The organism is Fibrobacter sp. UBA2449 (assembly GCF_002342555.1).
Classification (GTDB): domain Bacteria; phylum Fibrobacterota; class Fibrobacteria; order Fibrobacterales; family Fibrobacteraceae; genus Fibrobacter.
Genome location: NZ_DDQF01000020.1, coordinates 178,870 through 202,860, shown reverse-complemented (window position 1 = coordinate 202,860; position 23,991 = coordinate 178,870). Strand labels below are relative to the sequence as shown.

The window sequence follows — 23,991 nt, the reverse complement described above, 5'->3', positions numbered from 1 at the left end:
AAAAGACTTGACCACAAATTTTTATAAAAACATTCGTTTTTGCCAAAAAAATATCTTGAATTTGTTTCATAAAAAACATAAAATTAACATAGACTTCCCTCGGGAACCGTATAAATAGGAGGAATCGACATGAAAAAAGGATTCGGGTATTTATTAATGGCGGGACTTGCATCGCTCTGCATGTCCTGCAGTGACAACTCGGACGATTGCTGTGGGGATATGGCCGGCGCAACCGAATTCTCCGGGGATGCCATCGCCAAGGATGGCTTCAGTGGCGAAGCCCCCGGCGAAGGTGGGGCCATTGGCGAAGGTGGCGGTGCGGAAGTCGAACAAGGCAATCAAACCTATTCGGGCCTGCTCACGGCCGGCGAATGGAACGACCTTGACAATTGGAAATTCTGGACCGACCTTCTCAACGAGAACGAGTTCTACAAACATACGGAATACTGGGAATTTTACCCGAAGAAACTCGTTGCAGTAAAAGTTATCGATGAAGACAGCGTCGGCATCGCGAACGTTTCCATCGAACTTCTCAAGGATGGCGATGTAGAATTTGCGGCCAAGACCGATAACGCAGGCTTTGCATACTGCTGGATTAACTTGTTTGGCGGAGCCACGAACGATTCCACCGCCGAATATTCGCTCAGCGTTGACGGAGTCGACTACACGGAACCGCTCGCAATTACGGCCAAGGGCGACGAAGAGCTCAACATCAACTTTGTCGTAAGCGAAGCCAAGCAGGCCGAAGCCAAGGCCGACATCGCCTTCATCGTGGACGCCACGGGCTCCATGGGCGACGAAATCGACTTTCTCAAATCAGACCTCGACAACATCATTGAGAACGCCAAATCGGGAAACAATGTGGACATGCGTACGGCGGCGGTAGTCTACCGTGACGAAGGGGACGACTACCTCACGCGCTACGACAATTTCTCCAGCGATCTCTCCAAGACGCAGGCATTCATAAGCAAGCAAAATGCAGGTGGCGGCGGCGACACCCCCGAAGCGGTACACTCCGCTCTCGAAACTGCGCTGCAGAATCTTTCCTGGAACGAATCGGCACGCGCACGCATCGCCTTCTTCATCCTCGACGCTCCAGCCCACCACGAAGATAAGATTATCAAGAGCCTCCAGAAATCGATCAAGCTCTTCGCCAAGAATGGCATCAAGCTAATCCCCGTGGCGGCAAGCGGCGTAGACAAGCCTACAGAATTCATGCTGAGGTTCTTTGACCTCGCGACTGGCGGCACCTACGTGTTCCTCACGGACGACAGCGGCATCGGAAACCATCACATGGAAGCTTCCGTTGGTGACTTCGAAGTGGAAATTCTCGCCGACCTGATGGCAAGACTCATAAAGAAGTACATCGAATAAACATTATTTTTCGATTTTTTCGGCAAACTTGACAGATCCCGCCGCAGCCTTTTCGGCAGCGGCTTTATCTGCAGCACGTTCGAGACGCGCAGGCTTTCCCGCCAAGTTACGCAACAGCCCGAAGAGAGCCGAAAGTTCGTTGCGCGTGGGGTGCAGGCGCTGCACAAGCGTATTGAGGAAGTTGTCGCGCCACGCCTGGTCGTGGTACTGCCCCGTCAGGTAGCGGTCGAGGAACTTCTTGAATCCGTCAATCTGCTGGATAGTCGCGGGAGCCGTCTCGCACGCGCCCTTCGTCCCGCGCTTTGCACGGCCTTCCCCGTTCGCAAGCGCACCGCTGCGGCAGAGTTCATACAGGCCAATGGAAACCGCCTGCCCCAGGTTCAGGCTCATGAGCCCCGGCACCGGAATTTCGCACTGGTACGTGCAGGCGTTCACTTCCTCGAGCGCAAGCCCACAGGATTCGCGCCCGAACACGAGCGCAATCGTACCGTCTTCGGGGAGCAATTCCGAAAGGTTCTGCACCATCGTGTGCTTGATGGAACTTGCGAAAATGCGGCGGCTGTACGCGACCGCGCAGGAACAGTCGCCGATAGCGTCCTCGAACTTGTGCACGATGGTCGCCTTGTCCAGGACCTCGTGGCTGTTCGGTGCCGTGTGATAGGAATTTTCAATCACCTTGTCACGCTTCGGATAGACGATATAAAGTTCGTCGAGGGCGTAGCAGTGCATGGCGCGCGCGACAAAGCCCACGTTATGGGGATGTTCCGGTTCTACTAGGACAACTCTAAATTTACGCATAACTAAACCTTCCAGGTAAACCCTTTCCCGCGGATTTCGTTCTCAATTGTTTCGCCTTCGGCAATTTGTGCGCCGGCATAAATCACGGAGTGCCTGATTTTCACGCCCGCGGGCAGTTCCACGCCGGGTACGACGACGGCTTCGTTCGGGTTACGGCCCAGTTCCTCAAGGCGCGCCTCCACCGCATGCATCAAGCCCTCGGGCGACCCCATGTCAATCCAGGTGGCATTCAGCTGGCTCATGTCCACGAAGGGCGCGCGGCCTGCGGCAATTTCCTGCTTCCAGAATTCGCGTATATCAAACTCGCCTTCCCGTATGCGCGAGAGGGCAGCGTCGCTGTACCACGATACGCCGGAAAACGTCGCAGGGGTGCCTTCCGTAGCGCCGAACCGCCCGGCAATGCCCGCCAAGCGACCGTCAGCGCCCACCCGGAAGGTGTTCACCTGCGGGAAGTCCACCGCAAGGAGCGCTACCTGCGGGCCGTCCGGCTGCGCGGCCAATGTCTGCGCGTTGCTCACGAAAGCCTTCAAATCAAAACTGCAGTAGGCGTCGCCGTTCATCACGAGCAGGCCACCGCGGTAACCTGCAGCATAAATGCGATGCAGCGGCCCCGCCGTCCCGAGAATTTCGGGCTGTTCCACCCAAACTTTCTCAAATCCGAGAGTCTCGCCCGCCGCGACCACCTGTTCCGCCAGGTAATGCGCATTCGCATGCAGGCGCACATCGCCAATCGCACGCGCCTTGCGGGCCTGCAAATCGAGAATCGAAGCGTCCACCACGGGCACGAGCGGCTTGGGCACATCGTTCGTGAGCGGGCGGAGCCGCGTCCCGAGTCCCGCCGCCAGAATCAAGACATTCAGGGAACAGTTTTCCATTGCCTCAAATGTAGAAAAATAAAAAAATGTATATTCAAAACTGTGAGAAGACTCAACCTAAATAAGGATTCCCTGTAATGTTCTGTCCGAACTGTGGTGAGCATTACAATTTCTCTGAGCCCCGCTGTCCCTGGTGCGGAGCGTCAAAGCCTCATAAAGAATCTTCTAACGAAAAAGATGAGACAGTCGAGATCGACGAAAAAAAACTCCCGCTCAAGACACGACTGTATTCCAAGCGCTATGTCGCAGCGCTTATTTTATTCACAATAGGAATTACATGTCTTACCGTGATAACGAGAGACGCATTTATTGCTGAATATCCGGACATAATAAACTTCAACTCCACTTATTTTGTTGCATTCGTTTTTTTAATATGCATTCCCTTTTTAGGGGTCTTGGGATTTATGTACGACAGTGAGCAAAAGAATAATCCTCGGGATGACTCTAAAAACGACCTTGTTTCTATGTTCAAAACGCAGTTGCAATTCTATTATCTGGCCCCATTCAAGTACGGCTACCGTTGTATAAAAGAACGAAACTACAAAGGCCTAGTCCTTTTTGCAACATTCATTTCAGCACTTGCATTTTTATTTGCCTGGTAGCTATAGAGCAAGGCGCCGACGCCTCACGAACTGCGCACGAAATGCGCCCTGAAATGCACACCGAAAGTCCGAAATGCGCCCGAAAGGCCCCCAGATAGGACTAAACCACCTCTTTTTATCCATTTAGTCCTACATTTTTTGAATTAGACGCCTTTGAAACGCCCTTAGATAGTACCAAAACCCACTTTTCACCCTTTTTAGTCCTATCAAACAGGTCACTTTCGCACAAAAAGTATTCTCCAAGAGAGTCAAACCGTCGCAAAGATAGGACTAAATCGCCACTTTTGGCGCATTTAGTCCTACATTTTTTGAATTCGACGCATTTGAAGCGCCCATAGATAGGACTAAAAGGTCATTTTTGCGTAGTTTAGTTCTATTTTCGCGCAAAAACTCCCCGAGACGCACCCAAAACCGCGCCTAGAGCACAGCAGTTCGCCCGAGGAACCTTCCCCTACCGGGCGATATTCACGCGATGCACCGCAGAGCCTACGCGCACAAGATACGAGCCGGCCCGTTCCACCTGGAAATCGAGCCCGCGCCGTCCCTGCAAATAGCCGGAACGCAGCACCCTGCCCTGCATATCCATGATGGCGACAGGAGCGCCGTCCGTTCCCGATACGTGAACGTTGCGACCCGACACCTGCACATGGAATTTTACACCCGCCACAGGCGTAAAGCCCGCAACCCGCGTAGACCCACCAGGCACTTTCACCTCGATATAGTCCACATCCACATGGCCCCAGTTCTTGATGATGGCGAAGGTATTGGCCCCCGCGTTGAGCGACACCTGCACCGGCATATCCTCAAAGGCAGCTGCGGCCCCACCCAAGTTCCCTTCAAGCGTTACCGGGAATTCCTGGGATTTGACCTTCGTCCCGTTTACATGGATATCCTGAGTCTTGGCGTTTGAAGCGGTGTTGCTGAAGCGGATTACAACCTCATACTTCCCGGCCGCAGGGACACTGATATTGAACGTGATGTTGCCCGTCGTTTCGGTACGCATATACTTGCCACCCGACGCAGCATCATTCGTCTTCTCGGTGCACCCGGTGCAAGTCGCGGCCTCCGCCTCGTAGCGCACGGCCTCATAGGATTCATTCCCCGCCGAAGAACTGGACGGGCTGACCGAGGAACTGGATTGATTGACCGACGCGCTGGATGGCGGCGTAAAGCTCGACGAATATACGATCTCGGACGTCGGAATTCTGAAAAGTTCCTCGCAGTCGTTGCGAACTTCCCGTATTTCCTCTACCACGGTATTTTTGCTTTCTACGCAGTCATTCGAATCGATTGCGCTGTTGTCGCACCAGCCGTTCTGCGCGTATTTGTCGACGCTGACCACGTAGCCAACAGCTTTCTCGTATTTTTCAATATTACTCCCAGCCTTATTCCCGTTTGACGGCATCACCACTTCTTCCACAAAATAGTTGAAATGGGGATTGTAATAAGGCAGCCCCTGTTTTTGGGAATTATAGAAGTAGTTTCCGGTAACAGTCCAAGAAGCGCCCTTCATGTCGATATTTGCGTCGTCATAGGACACCTCGCCGTTGTAATCAAGACTGTCCCCAATGAACATATTGCCCTGGACAAATCCCCTGACCGTTCCTTCCTTCACGTCGATGTTCTCGGCAGTAGTCCCGCTGACGATGTTGCATGTGATTTTCGTATCGTTCACGCGCCAGTCATAGCCGCTATAGCGATGTTGTGAGGCGTCAGTCCCCCAAAAGCCAGCATCCCTGTCGGCCTGCTGGGAAGAGGCCCACCCCGTATTGTAGGTTCCGACATAGATGCCTTCACCGTACTTGGCAATTTCATAGCCAGAACCGTGGATAAAGTTGCGGTTCAGTGTCACCTGTTGGCTGGAATCGCGAACATGGACAATCTCATTTCCCGTGTGGTACACCTCGCAGTCTTCCATCAGGGCCCCGACGGAATTGTCGAATACCACGCCCTTGCTGAAGGTATGGATCTTGAGGTTTTTAAGAACAACATAATTTCCCGTTACGTGAACGCCGTAGTTGTGCTTGTAATCGGAGCTGAAAATCTCTGACGGATGTGCAGGATCCGAACCGGCAAGGACAACGGGATTGGCCTTCGTGCCGTCGGCACCGAGCCAGATGAGGCCACAATCGCGACCAGTCTCGTTCACGAACTTGTCGTTCTTGCAGTTGGAGGTTGGCAGTTCGTACTTGCCCGGGGCAACCCAGATGGTATCCCCCGCCTTGGCATTCAAAGTAGCCGAAGTCAAGTCGGCGACGGTAGAAACATTCACCTGCTTGGCGATTACCGCCGTAGACGAAACAAGTGCAGAAGCGCAGATAATGCGCATTGCCCTAACGAAAGATTTTTCCATAAACACCTTCCCTTTCTTTTCAACCTATGAATATATATCCTTGACCGCGTTTGCGCAAACATTGCGCAAAAATTTCTAAATTGTGTGACACTATGAGCATTTCTATCCCCCAGCTGCCCAAGGGCACGCGCGATTTTTACCCGGAAGCGCAACGCATCCAGAACTACATTTTCGATACCTGGCGCAGTGTCGCCGAAAGTTTTGCCTACGAAGAGTATGAAGGCCCGATGTTTGAGCATCTGGAGCTTTACACCGGCAAGTCCGGCGAAGAAATCGTAAGCCAGCTCTACAACTTCAAGGACAAGGGCGACCGCGAAATCGCGCTCCGCCCCGAAATGACCCCGACACTAGCCCGCCTCGTGATCCAGAAGGCCCGCGAACTCAAGAAACCCTTCAAGTGGTTCAGCATGCCGCGCCTTTTCCGCTACGAGAAGGCTCAGAAGGGCCGCCTGCGCGAGTTCTTCCAGCTGAACATGGACATCATCGGCACCGAGAGCATCTACGCCGAAGCCGACCTGCTGGCCTCCATCGCGACGATGCTCCGCAAGTTCGGCCTCAAGGACGGCGAATTTGCGATTGGAGTCTCTAGCCGCAAGCTGTTGGCCACCTACCTCGAAGAGATTGGCGCTCCGAACCCGGCGCTCGTTTACCCGGTGCTTGACCGCCGCCTGAAAATCGGGCCCGAAGCATTCGCAAAGGCCCTCACCGAAGCAGGCCTCAGCGAAACGCAGATCAAACAGCTCGATGACTTCATGAGCTGCAAGAGCATCGAAGAAGTCAAGACCAAGGTGCACAGCGAAAACGCGACCGCCGCCCTCGCCGAAATCGAGGACCTATTCGCCACGCTGACTGCAGCCGGTTACGGTGAATGCGTGAACCTCGACCTCTCCATCGTGCGCGGCCTCGCCTACTACACGGGCATCGTGTTCGAGGTGTTCGACAAGGGCAAATCCATGCGTGCTATCGCTGGCGGTGGCCGTTACGACAGCCTCACCGAAAAGCTCGGCGGCGAACGCATCCCGGGCGTGGGATTCGGCATGGGCGACGTGGTCTTGGCCGACCTGCTCGCCGAGCACAACCTGCTCCCCAGCCCCAAGCAGAGCGTGGACTTCTACATCGCAAGTTTCACGAATGACATGAAGAAGGTCTTCGAGACCGCCCAGATGTTCCGCGACGCGAAGTACGGAAACTGCTCCGTAAGCCACCCGCTCGCCCCCATGAAGATGGGCAAGCAGCTCGACCAGGCGAACTACCAGGGCGCAAAGATTGTCGTCTACGTGGACGGTTCCAAGGCCGGCGCAGGCGAATTCGAGTACAAGGACATGCGCGTGGGCGAAATGCTCGTGGGCAGTCCCGACGCGATTGTCGAACGCAGCAAGATGAACATTGAACCGAAAAAAGCATAAATGACGCCTTTCAAAACATTCCTCAGCATTTTAAGCCTGTTCATCGTGCTAGGCCTCATGGCGTGGCTCTACCCGGCAAGCGGGATAACCATCGCCGACACAACATTCCGGTTCCCTGCCCTTACGGACATCTTCGAAAAGCAGGACCCTTCCGAAAAGAAGGACCATCCGGAAGCTGCCGTCGAAAACGACCCGCAGAAGGCAATCGAAGAAATGATGGCCGCCACGCAGGCGAAGGAATTTGCCGAGTTTTCCGACTCGCTGAAATTCTACGAGGACTTTTTCAAGAACGGGCGCACCCGCTTCGACGTTCCCGGCGACGACCCCACGTGGTTTGATCGGTTCTTCCTGCATCTTGAGCTTGCGAAAATCGATTCGAACGTGGTTCACATCATGCACTACGGCGATTCTCAGCTAGAAGAAGACCGTATTTCAGCCACCATCCGCGAAGCACTGCAAACAGAATTCGGCGGTGGCGGTCCGGGCATGCTCCCTGCCGTGCTGAACATTCCATCGCAATCGACAAGCGTCTGGAACAACGGAGACCTTACCCGCTTCCTGCTTTTTGGTCCCGAAGAAGACCGCGCCAACCACAACCGCTACGGCCCGCTCGCCCAGGTCAGCAAACTCGAAGGCAGCGCCGTCATCGGCATCAAGAAGCGCGAAAACAAGAAGGATGATTTCCCACACGTTGGCGGCTACTCCAACATCAAGGTGCTCGCAAGCAAGCGCGGAAGCCTCAAGGTGCGCCTCGCCTACGAAACAACCGTCATCGAGAACGAAGGAACCGACAAGGAAAAACGCAAGAAGAAATTCGTAGATGCTCCGGCTCCCACGGACGATAAGTACGAAAAGCTCCGCGTGTTCAGTTGGAAGCTCCCCGACACAACATCGAACGCGAAGATTTACCTCGGCGGAAATGCCGAAATCTACGCCATCTCCGTAGATGGTCCCTATGGTGTCGCCGTGGACAACGTTGCCATGCGCGGTAGCTCGGGAACAATCTTCCACAGGATGGACCAACAGCTCCTTGCCGAATCGTACAAGGTCATGAACGCACGTCTCATCATCATGGAATACGGCGGAAACCTTGTTCCGAGCCTCAACAAGAACAATGTCGACTACACGAAGAAGCTCATCGCCCGTCAAATTCAAGCCATCCAAAAAGCGAATCCCGATGCAGACATCGTCTTTATCGGCCCTGCCGACATGGCCAAGCAGATAGACGGAAAAATCAAGAGTTACCCCGGATTGGCCCTCACCATTGCGACCCTCCGCGAAGTCGCTCTCGAGAATGGCGCCGCCTACTGGGACATGTACCGCGTGATGGGCGGAGAAGGCTCCATGAGAAGCTGGGTCAAGCAGTCGCCCCCGCTCGCCGGCGCCGACTACATCCATTTCAGCCGCAGGGGGGCTGCCTACATGGGCGAACTCTTCTGCAACGCGCTGCGCATGCATTACGACTACTTCAAGTTCCGCGACAAGCACAAGATTGACGATGCGAAGCTGAAGGACATTCGAGGCTATGCAGACAGCCTCGACAAGGCAAAGGAAGCCGCCGTTGCAGCAAAACCAGCCGACACATCTTCAATCGAAGAAAAAGTCGAATCGACCGCGGAGGGCAAATAATGAAACAGGTTATTCTGTTCCTCGCAGCATTCGCAACAGCGCTCCTTGCAGCACCGCCAGTTTCGACACCCGCTAAATACGCCATCGAATACACGAAATACGACTTTATCGACTCTACCTTGAACTACATCCAATTCCCCAAGGGAAAGGATGCATTCGAGACATTCTTCAAAAAAATGGACTCGCTCGTATTCGAAAACAAGGGTAAAGTCAAGATTATGCACATTGGCGGATCGCATCTGCAAGCCGATGTCATTTCCGGTCGCATTCGCGATAGGCTCGTCAAGGAATATCCTGGTTCTTCTGCCGGACGTGGATTCATTTTCCCATATTCCGCAGCACGTACAAACACGCCCTCGAGCTACGGTTCGCAGTACAAGGGCATCTGGGACATGAGCAAGAACGTGCTCCGTGAAGTAAAAAAGCCGCTCGGACTTCTCGGAATTGCAGTCAGCACCTCGGATCCCCGTGCCGAATTCACGCTGTTGCTCGACAAGTACAACTCGGCTCCGATTTACGCAGAAACTAAATTCCGCCTCTTCGGCTACAGTGACAGCAACAACGTCGTTCCGGTCCTCGTGGTCGACTCGACAGACATCTACGGAGAACTTGACACGCTCACCCAGAGCTATGTATTCAAGAGCCCCCGCCCTATCGACACATTGAACTTCGCCTTCCGCTGGGCAGATTCGGCAATGCAAGCGAACGTCACGCAATACGTCGTCGATTCACTTATTCAGGATTCCATTTTCCGTGCGAACCTCGATACGACGGCAACCGATTCAAGCGCAGCCAAGAACGACAAAAAAGTCGCCCAGGAACCAGCCGAAGCCTCCGCAGACTCCATGTTCCAGGGTGGTTGCGACATCATGGACACCCTCTGTCTAGAACGCGAAGAATCCCAGAAGAGCATGCTTGCCGCCTGTGCGGACATTCTCGACTCGACCAAGAAAACGCAGGCCGATTCCATGCAGGTTGTCGTATGTGATTCTTTGATTACTTTATCAAAAACAATGTCTGCGGTGCGCCCGCGTTTTACGTTGACAGGCGTCATCTCCGAATCCGACTATCCGGGAATTATCTACACGAATGTCGGTATCAACGGCGCCCGCCTGCCGCATTATTTCGAGAACGTCTGCCCTCTTTTCGAAAAGGAGCTCTCATTCCTAAAGCCCGACCTTGTCATTTTTGCGATTGGCATCAATGACGCGAATGTCGAAAAATTCGATGAAAAGGCATTCCGCAACAACTACGAAACGCTCATTGAACGCATCAAGCGCGTGAACCCGAACGTCGCATTCATATTCGAAACCAACAACGACATGTACCGCAAGGTGCGCCGTCGCCGTTACGTGCAACATCCGGTTGGCGAACAGGCCCGCAAGGCATTCTTCCAGCTCGCCGAAAAATACCAAGCTGGCGTTTGGGACAAATTTTCGCTGATGGGCGGCCTGGGTTCCATGGCTAAATGGGAAAAGGCAAGTCTCGCCAAAAAAGATAAAGTCCACTTTACGATGGCAGGATACCACCTGCTCGGCGACATGTTCTACAAGGCTCTCATCGATGCCTACCAGCAGCATATCGCCGAACTTCCCGCACTGGAGCCCATCGTCCCCGAGGTCCCGGCTACCGATTCGACGCAGGCTCAAGCCGACACCTCGAAGGCTACCCCAGACACAACCAAAGTCCAGGCAGACACGACTACAGCAGCCCCGGCCGATTCTACCCAGAAATAACGATTCAACATGCTCGATTACATAATCCCCTATCTCACACGCACGTTTGCTTTCGACCCGAACAGCCCGCTACTCTTTACGCAGTTCTACTTCTGGGGTTTCTTCGCGGTCGTTTTCGCCGTCTTCTCGCTCGTCCACCGCAAACTCCTGCTCCGTAACGCATTCCTGTTTGCGACAAGCCTCTTCTTCTACTACAAGACAAGCGGCAGCTACGTCTGCATTCTCCTCTTCTGCGTGGTCGCGAACTTCTTTATCGGCAAATGGATCGAGAAGGCGCAGGCGCATTGGAAAAAGAAGTTCCTGATGATTATCGTCGTCATCATCGACCTGCTCGTTCTCTGCTACTACAAGTATTCCTACTTCTTCCTCGACGCACTCCGCGACTTTACCGGCATCGAGTTGCATGTATACAACTTCTTTGCCGCCGCAAGCAACAAGATGTTCGGCACGCACTCGCTCGTCGATACAATCATCTTGCCAGTGGGCATCTCGTTCTTCACGTTCCAAGCGATGAGCTACTGCATCGACATCTACCGCGGTAAAATCAAGCCCGTCACGAACATCCTCAACTTCGGTTTCTACCTCTCGTTCTTCCCGCAGCTCGTCGCGGGCCCCATTGTGCGCGCCGACAAGTTCGTCCCGCAGCTCTACAAGCCGTACTTTCTCCCGCGTCGCACCTTCGGCATCGCCGTATTCTGGATTCTGAACGGCCTCGGCAAGAAGATTATCCTGAGCGACTACCTCGCGACAAACTTCGTGGACCGCGTGTTCGATCAGCCGTTACTTTATACGGGCCTCGAGAACCTCATCGCGCTCTTCGCATACTCCCTGCAGGTGTACGCCGACTTCTCGGGCTATACCGACATCGCCATCGGCGTCGCCCTCCTGATGGGTTTCCGCCTGCCGCAAAACTTCAATAGCCCCTACAAGGCGCTCTCCCCCACAGAATTCTGGCGCCGTTGGCACATCAGCCTATCCAGCTGGTGGCGCGATTACCTGTATATCCCGCTGGGCGGCAACCGCAACGCGACTCTCGGCACCTTCTTCTGGATGGGCTTTCTGAGCCTTGTGGCCATCATGCTTTCGGGCAGCGTGTGGGTCGCAATCGCCCTTGTCGCACTGTTCCTCTACATTTCTATTTACGCGTACTTCAAGCCCGATTCCCGCAAGTTCATCACCACCAACATGAACGCCATGGCCACACAAATCGTGGGCGGCTGGTGGCACGGAGCAAGCTGGAACTTCATCATCTGGGGCGGCCTCAACGGATTTGGCCAGGTGTTCAACAAGATCTGGTGCAAGCGCAGCCTCACCTTCCGTGCAAGCGCCGCATTCATCCTGTTCGCGGCTAGCGCCATCATCTTCAAGAACTACCACATCGCCATCTTCGCGATTACCGCGGTATATTTCGGCGTGCTGTTCTTCGGCATCTATTCCGTACTCATCTTCCGCCTCTTTAGCCAGAAGACGTACCACTGGCTCTATGTGGCATGGAACGTGACGCTCACCTTCGTGTTCATCACCTTCACGCGACTCTTCTTCCGCGCGGGCTCCAACCTCGACCCCGCCGAGGCAAACGAGGTCGCCTGGAACACCGCGAAGAACATGGTGCAGCAGATGGGTACCGCCTGGAGGTGGGACACAATCGGAACCATCGCCTGGCAGCACATCAACATCATCCTCGTGTTTATCGCGGGCATGCTCATCCACTGGGTTCCCAAGAAGTGGAAGAGCCGCTACCGCATCGCGTTCGCATCGCAGCCCATCCCCCTGATGGTGCTTTCGACAGCGTTCATCATCTTCCTGATTTACCAGTTCATGAGCGCGGATAGCTGCCCGTTCATCTACTTCCAGTTCTAGTTTAGACGATAGTTTTCGAGTGTAGCGACGTGGAAGAACTATATCAAGAGAATCGCGCATTCGAAAAAAGGCTCAAGCGGCAGGTTATCGGAAAACCTCACCGCTTTTTGGCCGTTGTCCCGCTTGGGTTCGAGCAGACGTTTGTCCGCGAGATGCAAAATTCTGTTACTTTCCACGTCGTCGGGGACGGCAAGGTCGAATTTACAGCTAAACTCGTCGACGCATGGAAAATCGTGGCTTACTGCCGCATCGCCAACCGCATCCTGATGCACATCGCCGACTTCAAGGCAGAAAACTTCCGCGACCTCGAAAAGAAGGCCAACGAAATTCCGTGGGAGCTTTTCCTAGACAACAAGGGCCCGGCACGCGTCGATATCCACGTCTCCTGCAAACATTCGCGCCTGTACCACAGCGATGCCGTCGCGGAACGCATCGACAAGATTCTCCCCGCCTCGAGCACCCCGCAAAGTCTCTTTGTCTCGCTTGTAGACGACCGTTGCACGCTATGGCTCGACCTCGCGGGCGAAGAACTTTACAAACGCGGTCACGAGCGCTTCGTGAACGACGCCCCGCTCAAGGAGACCATCGCCGCCGCCATGCTCTTCGAGGCGACAAGAATGGCAGTCGCCCCCGCACAATCCGGCGCAATCACGCTCATCGACCCGATGGCCGGAAGCGGGACGTTCAGCCTCGAAGCCGCCTACCAGGCAAACGACCTTATACCGGGCCTCTGCCGCGATTTTGCCCTGAAGCACCAGCCCGCATTCAAGGAAACGACGTGGAAATTCATCACAAGCCATGAGCCACCTGCGAGCAGGCTTTTCCAGTTCGTCAATATCGTCACTAGCGACATCTCCGGAAAGGCCGTCGAAATCATCCGCCACAATGTGGAATGCAGCCCGCTCGCAACGGTCGCTCCGAGCGGCCCTGCACCGGTCCTCGACCCACAAATCCGCGACTTTTTCAGCTACACAGCCGCAGAAATCGCCGATGCTGCTTCAAGCTCATCGCAGCCCGTCATCTTGCTGAACCCGCCCTACGGCAAACGGCTCGACTTTGACGCTCCTAGACTCTACACGCACATCGGCCGCCGACTCGCCGAGCTCGCCCGCGACCTGGCCCCGTTCAACAAAGCGCTTACCGTCGCCATCCTTGCCCCCAAGGACGACACACGGCCGGGTTCAAGATACACCTGCACCGCAAACCTGCTGCGCGAATGCCCTGCGCTAGACCCCGACAAGAACACCGAGGCCAAGAGCATCGCCACAAGCCATGGCGGCTTCGCCCTGAATGCGATAATTGCAAGGATTTAAAGTTTCGCGGGTTCCGTTCCAAGTGGCTCGGCAACATCCGCTTCCGGAAGCACCTGCGTCCGGCGCATAAACCGAAGCGTCTCCCTTTCGCCCTTCTCCGCAAGCATCTGCAGCAGATAGAGCAACTTGCGATAGGTCTTTCTGGTCATTTTCTCGTGAGCGGAACTGCGCGTCAGATAGAGCAGCGGGGATTCCTGCGTGTAGGCAGCCCTGTTGTAGGTCTTGGAAGCCGCCACACGGTCGCAAAACATTTCCTTGATGTAGCGGTCGGGCATGTCCATCGGCACAATCTTCTTGGTCGCCATCTCGTAGTCGTACCAGAACTCGAAATGGTGCTTGTTGCGACCCTTGTGATGCATCCAGGCGAGGCTGTAGCCCTTGTCATTCCTTTCGCCATTATTAGGCGACTGGTTACCCGTATAATATTTTGCACCGGGAATGAATTCCGTCGGGCTATATTTGGACAGATCGTGAAACAAGCCCTGGAAACCGATGCCCGCCTGGAAACACAGACGTATGACCTCGTGCCGGTGCCTGGTAATCGTAACAAAATGCCTAAACGGATGAAAACTCACGGGGCAAAGAATAGCTTTTTTCAGCAAAAAAATGTAAAAAAAATGGGAAAATTCACCCCGCAGGAACACCTGGAGAACACTTTGATTTGACATGTGTCACGCTAATCTTTTTTTTACATCTCTTTACACTTTATATATGTATTTTTGGCGGGAATGTTTGGGCAAACATGAGGTAAAAAAATGAAATCTCCTTTTTTCAAATCTCTGCTAGTTGCATGCGCCTTGGTGTGCACGTGGAACTGCACTGACGACCAGATTACGACTCCCACCCCGCAAGGAGGAGATCAATTCGCTGCTGTCACAATCCCCAGTTGGATTCTCTCCAGCGACCAAAATTACATCATTACGCCCACCGAGGCTGGGTTTGTCGTGTCGACCGCTTCGGGATCCCCCGTCGGCTCGTACGACCCGGCATCAGGTGCGGTTATCGATGCCACAGGAGCAACCATTGCGACTATCCCGGACCTCTCTCAGCTCCCGGTAATTACCCCGGAACAGACCATTATCTACCCCGACGGCTCGATTTACGACCTTGCCGGCAACCCCATTGTTCCGACCACTGACCCGAACCAGGGTTCCGACCCAAACCAGGGAACCGATCCGAACCAGGGCCAGGATCCGAACCAAGGTGGACAGAATCCTGTCGTTTCCAGCTCGGCGACTCAGGTTAATCCTGTTTCTTCCGCGACAACCAACCCGGAACAGCCCAAATCCTCCAGCTCCAGCCAGCAACAGCAGCAGCCGACCTCCTCCGCTGCTACCCCGAGCGGCCAGTGCAGCGAAAAGCAATGCTTCGACGCCGTTTCCAACAAGTGCGTCGAGCACTACGCTAGCCTCAAGGGTCCCAAGGACGAACAGTACGCCTACGACAAGTCCTGCACTATTACATGCTATTGGGATCCGACCGGCAAGGATTGCAAGAATATGGGCGTTTCGACTCAGCAGCCGAAGTCCAGCTCCAGCGCAAAGTCTTCGAGCAGCGCCAAATCGAGTTCTTCGGCAAAGTCCAGCTCTAGCAGTGCAAAATCCTCGAGTTCCAGCGCGAAGTCTTCGAGCAGCTCTCAGGGCGGCAACAATGGCACGTACCAAATCAAATATATAAATGGCGGAAAGAGCGGCTCCGGCTACGCGTCGCGCTACTGGGACTGCTGCAAGCCCCACTGCGCATGGCCTGAACATGGCGGAACAGCAAGCACCTGCGACGCCAGGGGAAACAAGATTAGCGACAAATCGGCAAGAAGCATGTGTGACGGTGGCGATGCAGGCATTTGTAGAAGCCAGTTCCCCGTTGTCATTAACGACACCTTGGCATTCGCCTTTGCAGCCACCCCGGGTGGCGAGAGCAACTGCGGCAAATGCTTCGATCTCGCCTTTACTGGCCAGGGCAAATACGCCACGGACAACCACTCGAAACTCAAGGGTAAGCACCTTATCGTCATGTCTAACAACGTTGGCTACGACGTGGCCGGCGGCCAGTTCGACGTGATGATCCCGGGCGGCGGCTACGGAATCTTTAACGGCTGCTCCCAGAAAATGGGATGGGGTTCCCAGGGCGCCCAATACGGTGGACTTTTGACAGAATGCGAAGAATCTTCGGGCTACAAGGCATCCACCTACAAGAGCTGCCTTACCAACAAGTGCAACTCTTCGTTCGCAAACGATCCTGAAGCCAAGGAAGGCTGCCTGTTCATGGCCAACTGGATGGAAGCTGCAGGTAACCCGCTCCACAATTACAGGGAAGTTGAATGTCCGCAGGAATTGAAGAATAGGTTCTAATCTATTAACGTTTTTACCTCTGAGACACCCGCCCATCGGGTGTCTTTTTTTATATTTATGCATATTTTATAATGGTCGCGGGATAATGAAACCCGCAAAATACAAAAGGAATAATTATGCCGAAACTTCGTTCGCTCAAGACTATGGAAGGCCGTGAAATGGCCGGTGCACGCGCCCTTTGGCACGCAACAGGAACCAAGGTGGAAGACTTTGGTAAGCCCGTTATTTGCGTGGTGAACAGCTATACCCAGTTTGTTCCGGGCCACGTTCACCTGAAGGACTTGGGCCAGGTGGTCGCCCGCGCGATTGAAGCCGCCGGCGGTGTCGCCAAGGAAATGAACACCATCGCAGTCGATGACGGTATCGCCATGGGCCACGACGGCATGCTCTACAGCCTCCCGAGCCGCGACCTGATTGCAGACTCCACCGAATACATGGCTAACGCCCACCGCGCCGACGCCCTCGTGTGCATCTCCAACTGCGACAAGGTGACTCCGGGCATGCTCATGGCCGCCATGCGCCTCAACATTCCGGCAATCTTCGTCTCTGGCGGCCCGATGGAAGCTGGCCACGTGACCACGAAGGACGGCAAGGACCGCGCCCTCGACCTGATTGACGCCATGATCGATTCCGCCGACAGCACCATCAGCGACGAAGAAGTGGCCGCCATCGAAGCGAACTCCTGCCCCACTTGCGGTTCCTGCTCCGGCATGTTCACCGCAAACTCCATGAACTCCCTCACCGAAGCCTTGGGCCTCAGCTTGCCCGGCAACGGCACCATCGTCGCGACCCACGCCGAACGCAAGAAGCTGTTCGAAGCCGCCGGTAAGCGCATCGTGGAACTCTGCCACCAGTATTACGACTTGAACGACGACAGCATTCTCCCGCGTAGCATCGCCACGAAGGACGCCTTCGAAAACGCCATGCGCTTGGACATCGCCATGGGCGGTTCCTCCAACACGGTGCTCCACTTGCTCGCCGTGGCCCAGGAAGCAGGCGTGGACTTCACCATGAAGGACATCGACCGCCTCTCCCGCAACACGCCGTGCATCTGCAAGGTGGCCCCGACCGTTCACAACATCCACATCGAAAACGTGAACCGCGCCGGTGGCATCATGGGCATTCTCGGTGAACTCGACCGCATGGGACTCCTCCACAAGGACGCAAAGACCGTCCACGCGAAGACCATGGGCGAAGCTCTCGAAGTGAACGACCTAAAGCGCAACCCCACAGCCGAAGCCAAGCAGCGCTACCTCGCAGGCCCCGGTCGCAAGTACAACCTGGTCGCCTTCTCTCAGAATTTCATGTACCCCGACCACGATCTCGACCGCGCCACGGGTGCTATCCGCGACGGCGAACACGCCTACACCAAGGACGGCGGCCTCGCTGTTCTGTACGGTAACCTCGCAATCGACGGCTGCATCGTGAAGACCGCCGGCGTCGATGAATCCATCTTCAAGTTCACCGGCCCCGCCGTGGTGTTCGAAAGCCAGGAAGATGCCGTGAAGGGCATTCTCGACCCGAACGTGGTGAAGGCTGGCGACGTGGTCGTCATCCGCTACGAAGGCCCGAAGGGCGGTCCTGGCATGCAGGAAATGCTCTACCCGACCAGCTACCTCAAGAGCCGTCACCTCGGCAAGTCCTGCGCCCTCCTTACCGACGGACGCTTCTCCGGCGGTACGAGCGGTCTCTCCATCGGTCACGCTTCTCCGGAAGCGGCCAACAAGGGTAACATCGGTCTCGTGCACACGGGCGACGTCATCGAAATCGACATCCCGAACCGCAGCATCAACGTGCAGCTCACCGACGAAGAGCTGGCCGAACGCCGCAAGGAAATGGAAGCCCGCGGCGCCAAGGCTTGGCAGCCGGAACACCGCGACCGCGTTGTGTCCAAGGCCCTGCAGGCATACGCCGCCATGGCATCGTCTGCCGACAAGGGTGCCGTGCGTGACCTGTCTCTGATTGGTGTGAAGTAAGTTAAAAGATCCCCGCCTACGCGGGGATGACATTAAGGAAAAGTAATGGATTCTCTCCTTAAGCCTTTTATGAATTCCCGCAAGGTGTATGTTCCGGGCAAGATGTACCCGGACATCCGCGTGGGAATGCGCGAAATTTTGACCGAGGACCCCGAAACGCCGGTGGTTCCCGTGTACGACACGAGTGGCCCTTACAGCGATGTAGATGCCAAGCTCGACGTGACGAAGGGCATCGAACGTTTCCGCGAATCGTGGATTATGGAACGTGGCGACGCCGAACAGCTGGACGACATGACGTCGGCTTATGGCCGCGCCCGCCGTGCAAACCACGAACTCGACCATTTGCGCTTTAACGCGGAACACCACCCGCTCCGCGCGAAGGCCGGGCACCACTTGACGCAGCTCGACTACGCCCGCAAGGGTATTGTCACCAAGGAAATGGAATACGTAGCAATACGTGAAAACCAGCGCCTTGACGAGTTACAAGCTCAGGGTAAAATCAATATTGAAGGCTCCCCCATTACCGCCGAGTTCGTGCGCGACGAAATCGCCGCGGGCCGTGCGATTCTGCCGGGGAACATCAACCACCCGGAATGCGAACCGATGATTATCGGCAACCGCTTCCTCACGAAAATCAACAGCAACATCGGCAACTCCGCCATCACCTCTTCTATTGAAGAAGAAGTCGAAAAGATGGCCTGGTCCGTGCGCTGGGGCGCCGACACCGTGATGGATCTTTCCACCGGAAAGCACATCCACGAAACACGCGAATGGATTATCCGCAATAGCCCCGTACCTATCGGAACGGTGCCTATTTACCAGGCGCTTGAGAAGGTAAACGGCAAAGCCGAAGAACTCACGTGGGAACTGTACCGCGACACGCTCATTGAGCAGGCGGAACAGGGCGTGGACTACTTCACGATTCACGCGGGCCTCTTGCTGGAACATATTCCGCTCACGGCCAAGCGTACCACGGGTATCGTGAGCCGCGGAGGCTCCATCCTTGCCCTCTGGCAGATGCGCCACCACCAGCAGAACTTCTTGTACACGCATTTCCGCGAAATCTGCGAGATTCTCGCCGCCTACGACGTTGCCGTTTCTTTGGGAGATGGTCTGCGTCCGGGAAGCCTCGCGGACGCCAACGACGCGGCCCAGTTCGGTGAACTGGACACGCTCGGCGAACTCACGAAGATTGCCTGGGAATACGGCGTGCAGGTGATTATCGAAGGCCCGGGTCACGTGCCCATGCACAAGATTCAGGACAACATGGCTCGCCAGCTCGAAAAGTGCCACGGGGCCCCGTTCTACACGCTCGGCCCCCTCACCACCGATATCGCACCCGGCTACGACCACATCACATCGGCCATCGGCGCGGCACAAATCGGCTGGTACGGCACAGCGATGCTCTGCTACGTGACGCCCAAGGAACACCTCGGGCTCCCCGACCGCGACGACGTGCGCGCAGGTGTGGTCACCTACAAGCTCGCCGCCCATGCGGCCGACCTTGCAAAGGGCCATTTCGCAGCACAGTTCCGCGACGACGCCCTTTCGCGCGCCCGCTTCGACTTCCGCTGGAACGACCAGTTCGCGCTATCGCTCGACCCCGAGAAGGCGATGGAATTCCACGACAAGACGCTCCCCGGCAGCCAGGCCAAGGCCAGCCACTTCTGCAGCATGTGCGGGCCGAATTTCTGTTCAATGCGTATTACACGTGCCGTGCGGAATTTCGTCAAGACCGGCGAAGTGGGCGACGTCTAGACACCCGGGACACTTCACCCTTTTACCCAAAACCCTTAGACATCCGTCAAAGGGTTTTATTTATTCGCAAGAAAGCCTACTCTTCCTTCTTTTGCTTCTTCGCCTTCTTCTCGGCGTAAAGCATATCGTCGGCTCGGGCGAAAAGGTCGGGAAGCATCTCGCCATTGCCGAGGCATTCGGCATAACCGATGCTCATCGAAAGATTGTAGGGCAGAGATTCAGATTCCAAGGCAAGCGCCTCTCGAATCGGGGCATAGATATCTGCCGGAGTTTCGCGACCACCGAGCGTAGCCACGAGGTTAAACTCATCGCCACCAAAACGGGAGATGAAGCACCCCTTCGGGCCGCACGTCTTTTTTAAAATTTTTGCAACTAAATTAAGAGCTCGGTCACCTTCCATGTGACCAAAATTGTCGTTGATCGACTTGAAATTGTCAATGTCCAGCACAAAGAAGTAGAGTCCCTTGTCCGAAGTTGGCTGCCTGAGCTTAGCATCCAGGAACGCATTCAGCTGGTTCCTGTTGTTGAGCTTTGTAAGCGGATCCGTAGAAATCATGCGCGACTGCGTCGTAAGGAACGCAAGAAGCATGGAAAGCACCATGGCTGATGCCGCCCCTGGAATGTCGGGATAGAGGACCTGCACCAGCACACCGATTATCGGGAACGCCCCAAAGGACGAAAGGGACAAATAGAGCAACCTGTCTGCGTAATAGCGTTTCATGAAGATGCGACGCCCCGCAACGAGGCTCATCCACACCAAGTACAGGTAACAACAAATGACATACACAACGAACAGCGGGCCGCGCGTATAGATAGTCCCATTCCCGATGTAGAATACCCATCCTGTCCAGATGCTAACAATCGAGAAGGCGGACCCGACGAGACTCGGAATTGCGTACAGAAGAAGCTTTCGACGATTGTTCCAAAAGTCCAGTTCCATCGTGTATCCAACGAACCTCCAGCTCATGAAAATCACCCAGAGGCAGGATACCAGGTAGACGCAGCTGAGTATCGAATTCAAAGCATTGCCCCACCGGAAATCGGTTCCGGCAAGGCATTTCGTTACAAGATTCAGGACGAGAGAAAAGATTACCAGCAAAAAAAGGCGCGAGAGAATATTCCGGTTTGCCAATCGGCTCATGCTGGAGCGAAGCGCCAGGAGCATCACCAACACAACCGCGATGCAGAAGAGGATGATTTCGGCATAACCCATCAGGAACATACTAGCCGGCCTCCCTCGCCGTCTTGGCTTCGTAGAGGGCAGAATCCGCCCTGGCAAACAGTTCCTGCTCGCTTTCGCCCGGATTCCGGAAAGCAAAACCAAAACTCATCGACAGCTTAAAGGGGAAACCGCTAGACTCCTCGGCAAGCCTTGCCGAAATAGTTTCGCAAAGTGCCTTCGCCGCCGTGTCCGTAGAAAGATTCGCGAAAACGACAAATTCGTCACCGCCAAATCTCGATATAAAATGCCCCCTCGGGCCGCAAACTTCTTTAAGAACATTGGCAACCGCCAAAAGGGCCCGGTCACCTTCTATGTGGCCATAATGGTCGTTGATCTGCTTAAACTTGTCAAGGTCCATCACGAACTGGTAAAGCCGCTTGCCGGGCACCGTCTGTTTGAAACGGGCATCCAAATAGAGGCTCGCCTGGTTACGGTTATTAAGCTTCGTAAGAGGATCGATGGAAATCATCTCCTTCTGGATTTCGACAAAGACCACAATAAGGCCAATCGTCGTTCCCGCACAGATGATGGAGAGACCAGGAAGCTGTATTTGAAGGATTTCGGTCAAAAAAGGGATGACGCCGAGCGCAGACACTGCATAAAGGCGGTTTTTCTTTACCACGTTCTTCTTGCGCTTGACCATGAAAAAGGCCACAAAGAACGATGTCAGGAGGTAGAGGAATACCAGCAGGACATTGATAAAGAGGATGTCGCCGCGATGGTAGCGCCCATCCGCATCGACATTGAAAAACCAGCCCGTCCAAATAGAGGCGACAGACATCGCGACATTGATAAACAGTGGAGAACAATAAAGGATGCGCAGATCGGTCGAACGAATCCTATACTCGGCAAGGAAGAAGGAATACCGACTCCAAAAGAAACACAATATTCCTAGCTGTGAAAAATAGGCCGCATTCACGCACAGGTTTAACGTTCTAGCCCCAGCAAAACCAGCACCGTCCAGCAGGACCCAGAAAACATCCAGGAAAAAGAACAATAGGCATTGGACGCAGAGATTGAAGAATATCTTCTGCTCAGTCTCATGCATAACCCCAAACTTCATCATAACGATCATGATTACGATTATGATGGAGCAGAGGACATTTATCGTCACGTAAAAAGTCATCACAGACCCAAATAACATTTTAATAATAAAAAGTTTTTATTAAAAAAAACATCTTTTTTTGAGAAATATGCGGAAAATCACTCGTTTTCTTGCGTAAACACCTTTTTTTGGTTTTTTTGGTCCAAATTCTGCAAATGCAGATATATTATAGACAATGTATGGAGGTTTGCATGTCGCATTCTATTTTCAAAAGCATCGCACTCGTTTCCGCAATGGCATCTGCGCTCGCCGCTTCGGCCCTCGCACAGACTATTGCCCCGACCCGCGTGGGGCCCGTTAGCCAGTACGGTCAGTTGATGACCGGCAAGAACTCCCAGGGCAAGGGCCGTATCTACGGCAGCTGTGATGGCGTGAAGGACGGAGCGGAAGTGCAGGTACGCGGCATGAGCCTTTACTGGAGCATGGTTCCCAAGGCGACCGAATTTTGGACTCCCGAAGGCATATCCACCATGGTTCGCGACATGAACATCCAGATTGTGCGCGCCGCCATGGGAACGACCAGCGACGACTGGTGGGGCTGTCTCGACGGCACGGAAAGCTGCGGCGATGACAAGTCGAAGCACATCACCGGCTACGCAAGCAACCCCGAATTCCAGACGAACATCATGAACACCGTCGTGCAAGCCGCTATCGAAAACGACATCTACGTCATTATCGACTGGCATTCGCACCAGGCCAACGAAGAGGTGAGCAACGCCACCAAGTTCTTTACCGAAATGGCCCAGAAGTGGGGCAAGTACGACCACGTCATCTTTGAACTTTTCAACGAGCCCAAGGACATTTCCTGGAGCACGATTAAGTCTTACGCCGAAAAGATTGTGCCCGTTATCCGTCAGTATTCCGACAACCTGATTCTCGTGGGCAACAGGCAGTACGACCAGAATCCGCAGGAGGCCATCGGCAATACCGTCTCCGGCGAAAACATCGCCTACACCTTCCACTATTACGCCAATTCCCACTGCTGGAGCGGGCAGACGTCCTGGAACACTCCTTGCGAAGGCGCCAACGCACAGCAGGCAATCGATGCCGGTCTTTCCGTATTCGTTTCGGAATGGGGTACCGCCAATGCCGACGGCGGTGGCAACCCGGACCAGAGCCGCAATACAAGCTGGCAAAACTGGATGGACGGGAACCAGCTTTCATGGGCAAACTGGAGTGCTTCAAAAGTAAGCGAAGGAACCGCCGCCTTTGAAGGTTCTTCCTCCAAAAACTCGCTCCAGTACACCACTTCCGGCAATATGGTCAAGGGCTACCTTGCCTCCAACCCCACAAGCTACACCGCCTGCAAGGCCAATGTTCCCGAAAGCTCTTCCTCCGTTTCGGCCATCTCGTTCGACATGAACAGCGACCGCTTCAACGTGTCCGTCGTAAACCGCACGCTCATGCTTCAGTCGACCGCCAGCGGCGAGACGAGCATCGACGTATTCGACATCCTCGGCAATTCCCGCCTGCAGAAGAAGATGCTGCTCGCATCGGGTATCAACGGGATTGCCCTCGAGACGCTCCCGGCAGGAACCTACCTGGTGCGTGTACGCCAGGGCGCAAACATGAAGCAGGTCCGTTTCCAGGTCCGCTAAGACATTGTTTACACCAAAGAGAGAGAAGTCCCGGA

Annotated in this window: 18 protein-coding genes; 12 read left to right on the top strand and 6 right to left on the bottom strand. The window is 54.6% G+C overall.

Annotated elements, in window-relative coordinates; translation table 11 throughout:
* Positions 1–129 precede the first annotated feature (129 nt).
* On the top strand, positions 130–1,374 hold the full coding sequence (locus B4B27_RS13665; RefSeq protein ID WP_290727188.1) for a vWA domain-containing protein: 1,245 nt from the start codon (positions 130–132) through the stop codon (positions 1,372–1,374).
* 3 nt (positions 1,375–1,377) lie between these two features.
* Here the strand turns inward: B4B27_RS13665 and B4B27_RS13660 are convergent, their stop codons facing one another.
* Together B4B27_RS13660 and B4B27_RS13655 are read right to left on the bottom strand one after the other, a co-directional pair.
* Positions 1,378–2,172 carry an RNA methyltransferase gene (locus B4B27_RS13660; protein ID WP_290727187.1) on the bottom strand — a complete coding sequence of 265 codons (795 nt, stop codon included), beginning with the start codon at positions 2,170–2,172 and terminating at the stop codon, positions 1,378–1,380.
* A gap of 2 nt (positions 2,173–2,174) precedes the next feature.
* Positions 2,175–3,047 (bottom strand): sugar phosphate nucleotidyltransferase, encoded by an 873-nt coding sequence (locus tag B4B27_RS13655; protein WP_290727186.1) that lies wholly within the window; start codon positions 3,045–3,047, stop codon positions 2,175–2,177.
* A gap of 77 nt (positions 3,048–3,124) precedes the next feature.
* Between B4B27_RS13655 and B4B27_RS13650 the strand changes: the two genes are divergently transcribed.
* The gene (locus B4B27_RS13650; RefSeq protein ID WP_290727185.1) at positions 3,125–3,649 is read left to right on the top strand and encodes a hypothetical protein; all 525 of its coding nucleotides are present in this window, start codon (positions 3,125–3,127) and stop codon (positions 3,647–3,649) included.
* A 451-nt stretch (positions 3,650–4,100) separates the two neighbouring features.
* Here B4B27_RS13650 and B4B27_RS13645 read toward each other — a convergent pair whose 3' ends face one another.
* Complete coding sequence (locus B4B27_RS13645) at positions 4,101–6,002, bottom strand: CBM35 domain-containing protein (RefSeq protein WP_290727184.1); 1,902 nt, start codon at positions 6,000–6,002, stop codon at positions 4,101–4,103.
* Positions 6,003–6,094: 92 nt separating this feature from the next.
* Between B4B27_RS13645 and hisS the strand changes: the two genes are divergently transcribed.
* Genes hisS through B4B27_RS13620 form a run of 5 tightly spaced genes read left to right on the top strand, consistent with a single transcriptional unit; the run spans position 6,095 to position 13,946 of the window.
* A complete protein-coding gene (hisS, locus tag B4B27_RS13640; protein WP_290727183.1) occupies positions 6,095–7,408 on the top strand; it encodes a histidine--tRNA ligase in 1,314 nt (437 codons plus the stop codon).
* On the top strand, positions 7,409–9,037 hold the full coding sequence (locus B4B27_RS13635) for a hypothetical protein (RefSeq protein ID WP_290727182.1): 1,629 nt from the start codon (positions 7,409–7,411) through the stop codon (positions 9,035–9,037).
* Positions 9,037–10,773, top strand: a complete 1,737-nt coding sequence (locus tag B4B27_RS13630; protein ID WP_290727181.1) for a GDSL-type esterase/lipase family protein — start codon at positions 9,037–9,039, stop codon at positions 10,771–10,773. Before B4B27_RS13635 ends, B4B27_RS13630 begins: the two co-directional genes overlap by 1 nt.
* 9 nt (positions 10,774–10,782) lie before the next feature.
* Complete coding sequence (locus B4B27_RS13625) at positions 10,783–12,633, top strand: MBOAT family O-acyltransferase (protein ID WP_290727180.1); 1,851 nt, start codon at positions 10,783–10,785, stop codon at positions 12,631–12,633.
* A 29-nt stretch (positions 12,634–12,662) separates the two neighbouring features.
* Complete coding sequence (locus B4B27_RS13620) at positions 12,663–13,946, top strand: THUMP domain-containing class I SAM-dependent RNA methyltransferase (RefSeq protein WP_290727179.1); 1,284 nt, start codon at positions 12,663–12,665, stop codon at positions 13,944–13,946.
* Here B4B27_RS13620 and B4B27_RS13615 read toward each other — a convergent pair.
* Positions 13,943–14,488 (bottom strand): DUF5662 family protein, encoded by a 546-nt coding sequence (locus B4B27_RS13615; protein WP_290734827.1) that lies wholly within the window; start codon positions 14,486–14,488, stop codon positions 13,943–13,945. The two genes, B4B27_RS13620 and B4B27_RS13615, sit on opposite strands and share 4 nt — an antisense overlap.
* Between B4B27_RS13615 and B4B27_RS13610 the strand changes: the two genes are divergently transcribed.
* The 4 genes from B4B27_RS13610 to thiC all read left to right on the top strand — a co-directional run bounded on the left by B4B27_RS13610 (position 14,417) and on the right by thiC (position 20,031).
* Complete coding sequence (locus B4B27_RS13610; protein ID WP_290727334.1) at positions 14,417–14,611, top strand: hypothetical protein; 195 nt, start codon at positions 14,417–14,419, stop codon at positions 14,609–14,611. The genes B4B27_RS13615 and B4B27_RS13610 overlap by 72 nt on opposite strands.
* A 90-nt stretch (positions 14,612–14,701) precedes the next feature.
* A complete protein-coding gene (locus tag B4B27_RS13605; protein ID WP_290727178.1) occupies positions 14,702–16,297 on the top strand; it encodes a glycosyl hydrolase family 5 in 1,596 nt (531 codons plus the stop codon).
* Positions 16,298–16,413: 116 nt separating this feature from the next.
* A complete protein-coding gene (ilvD, locus tag B4B27_RS13600) occupies positions 16,414–18,273 on the top strand; it encodes a dihydroxy-acid dehydratase (protein WP_290727177.1) in 1,860 nt (619 codons plus the stop codon).
* Between the two features lie 45 nt (positions 18,274–18,318).
* On the top strand, positions 18,319–20,031 hold the full coding sequence (gene thiC, locus B4B27_RS13595) for a phosphomethylpyrimidine synthase ThiC (RefSeq protein ID WP_290727176.1): 1,713 nt from the start codon (positions 18,319–18,321) through the stop codon (positions 20,029–20,031).
* Between the two features lie 76 nt (positions 20,032–20,107).
* On the opposite strand, the gene B4B27_RS13590 is transcribed toward thiC, so the two are convergent.
* Together B4B27_RS13590 and B4B27_RS13585 are read right to left on the bottom strand one after the other, a co-directional pair.
* Positions 20,108–21,253 (bottom strand): GGDEF domain-containing protein, encoded by a 1,146-nt coding sequence (locus B4B27_RS13590; protein WP_290727175.1) that lies wholly within the window; start codon positions 21,251–21,253, stop codon positions 20,108–20,110.
* Between the two features lies 1 nt (position 21,254).
* On the bottom strand, positions 21,255–22,034 hold the full coding sequence (locus B4B27_RS13585) for a GGDEF domain-containing protein (RefSeq protein WP_290727174.1): 780 nt from the start codon (positions 22,032–22,034) through the stop codon (positions 21,255–21,257).
* Positions 22,035–22,549: 515 nt separating this feature from the next.
* On the opposite strand from B4B27_RS13585, the gene B4B27_RS13580 reads away from it, so the two are divergent.
* Positions 22,550–23,956: a cellulase family glycosylhydrolase gene (locus tag B4B27_RS13580; RefSeq protein WP_290727173.1), complete on the top strand. Its 1,407-nt coding sequence runs from the start codon at positions 22,550–22,552 to the stop codon at positions 23,954–23,956.
* The last annotated feature ends 35 nt before the right edge of the window (positions 23,957–23,991 follow it).

Bases quoted from the DNA above. Each gene is read 5' to 3' on its own strand.
- B4B27_RS13665 (WP_290727188.1), top strand. From the start codon at position 130: ATGAAAAAAGGATTCGGGTATTTATTAATGGCGGGACTTGCATCGCTC.
- B4B27_RS13660 (WP_290727187.1), bottom strand. From the start codon at position 2,172: ATGCGTAAATTTAGAGTTGTCCTAGTAGAACCGGAACATCCCCATAAC.
- B4B27_RS13655 (WP_290727186.1), bottom strand. From the start codon at position 3,047: ATGGAAAACTGTTCCCTGAATGTCTTGATTCTGGCGGCGGGACTCGGG.
- B4B27_RS13650 (WP_290727185.1), top strand. From the start codon at position 3,125: ATGTTCTGTCCGAACTGTGGTGAGCATTACAATTTCTCTGAGCCCCGC.
- B4B27_RS13645 (WP_290727184.1), bottom strand. From the start codon at position 6,002: ATGGAAAAATCTTTCGTTAGGGCAATGCGCATTATCTGCGCTTCTGCA.
- hisS (WP_290727183.1), top strand. From the start codon at position 6,095: ATGAGCATTTCTATCCCCCAGCTGCCCAAGGGCACGCGCGATTTTTAC.
- B4B27_RS13635 (WP_290727182.1), top strand. From the start codon at position 7,409: ATGACGCCTTTCAAAACATTCCTCAGCATTTTAAGCCTGTTCATCGTG.
- B4B27_RS13630 (WP_290727181.1), top strand. From the start codon at position 9,037: ATGAAACAGGTTATTCTGTTCCTCGCAGCATTCGCAACAGCGCTCCTT.
- B4B27_RS13625 (WP_290727180.1), top strand. From the start codon at position 10,783: ATGCTCGATTACATAATCCCCTATCTCACACGCACGTTTGCTTTCGAC.
- B4B27_RS13605 (WP_290727178.1), top strand. From the start codon at position 14,702: ATGAAATCTCCTTTTTTCAAATCTCTGCTAGTTGCATGCGCCTTGGTG.
- ilvD (WP_290727177.1), top strand. From the start codon at position 16,414: ATGCCGAAACTTCGTTCGCTCAAGACTATGGAAGGCCGTGAAATGGCC.
- thiC (WP_290727176.1), top strand. From the start codon at position 18,319: ATGGATTCTCTCCTTAAGCCTTTTATGAATTCCCGCAAGGTGTATGTT.
- B4B27_RS13590 (WP_290727175.1), bottom strand. From the start codon at position 21,253: ATGTTCCTGATGGGTTATGCCGAAATCATCCTCTTCTGCATCGCGGTT.
- B4B27_RS13585 (WP_290727174.1), bottom strand. From the start codon at position 22,034: ATGTCTGTCGCCTCTATTTGGACGGGCTGGTTTTTCAATGTCGATGCG.
- B4B27_RS13580 (WP_290727173.1), top strand. From the start codon at position 22,550: ATGTCGCATTCTATTTTCAAAAGCATCGCACTCGTTTCCGCAATGGCA.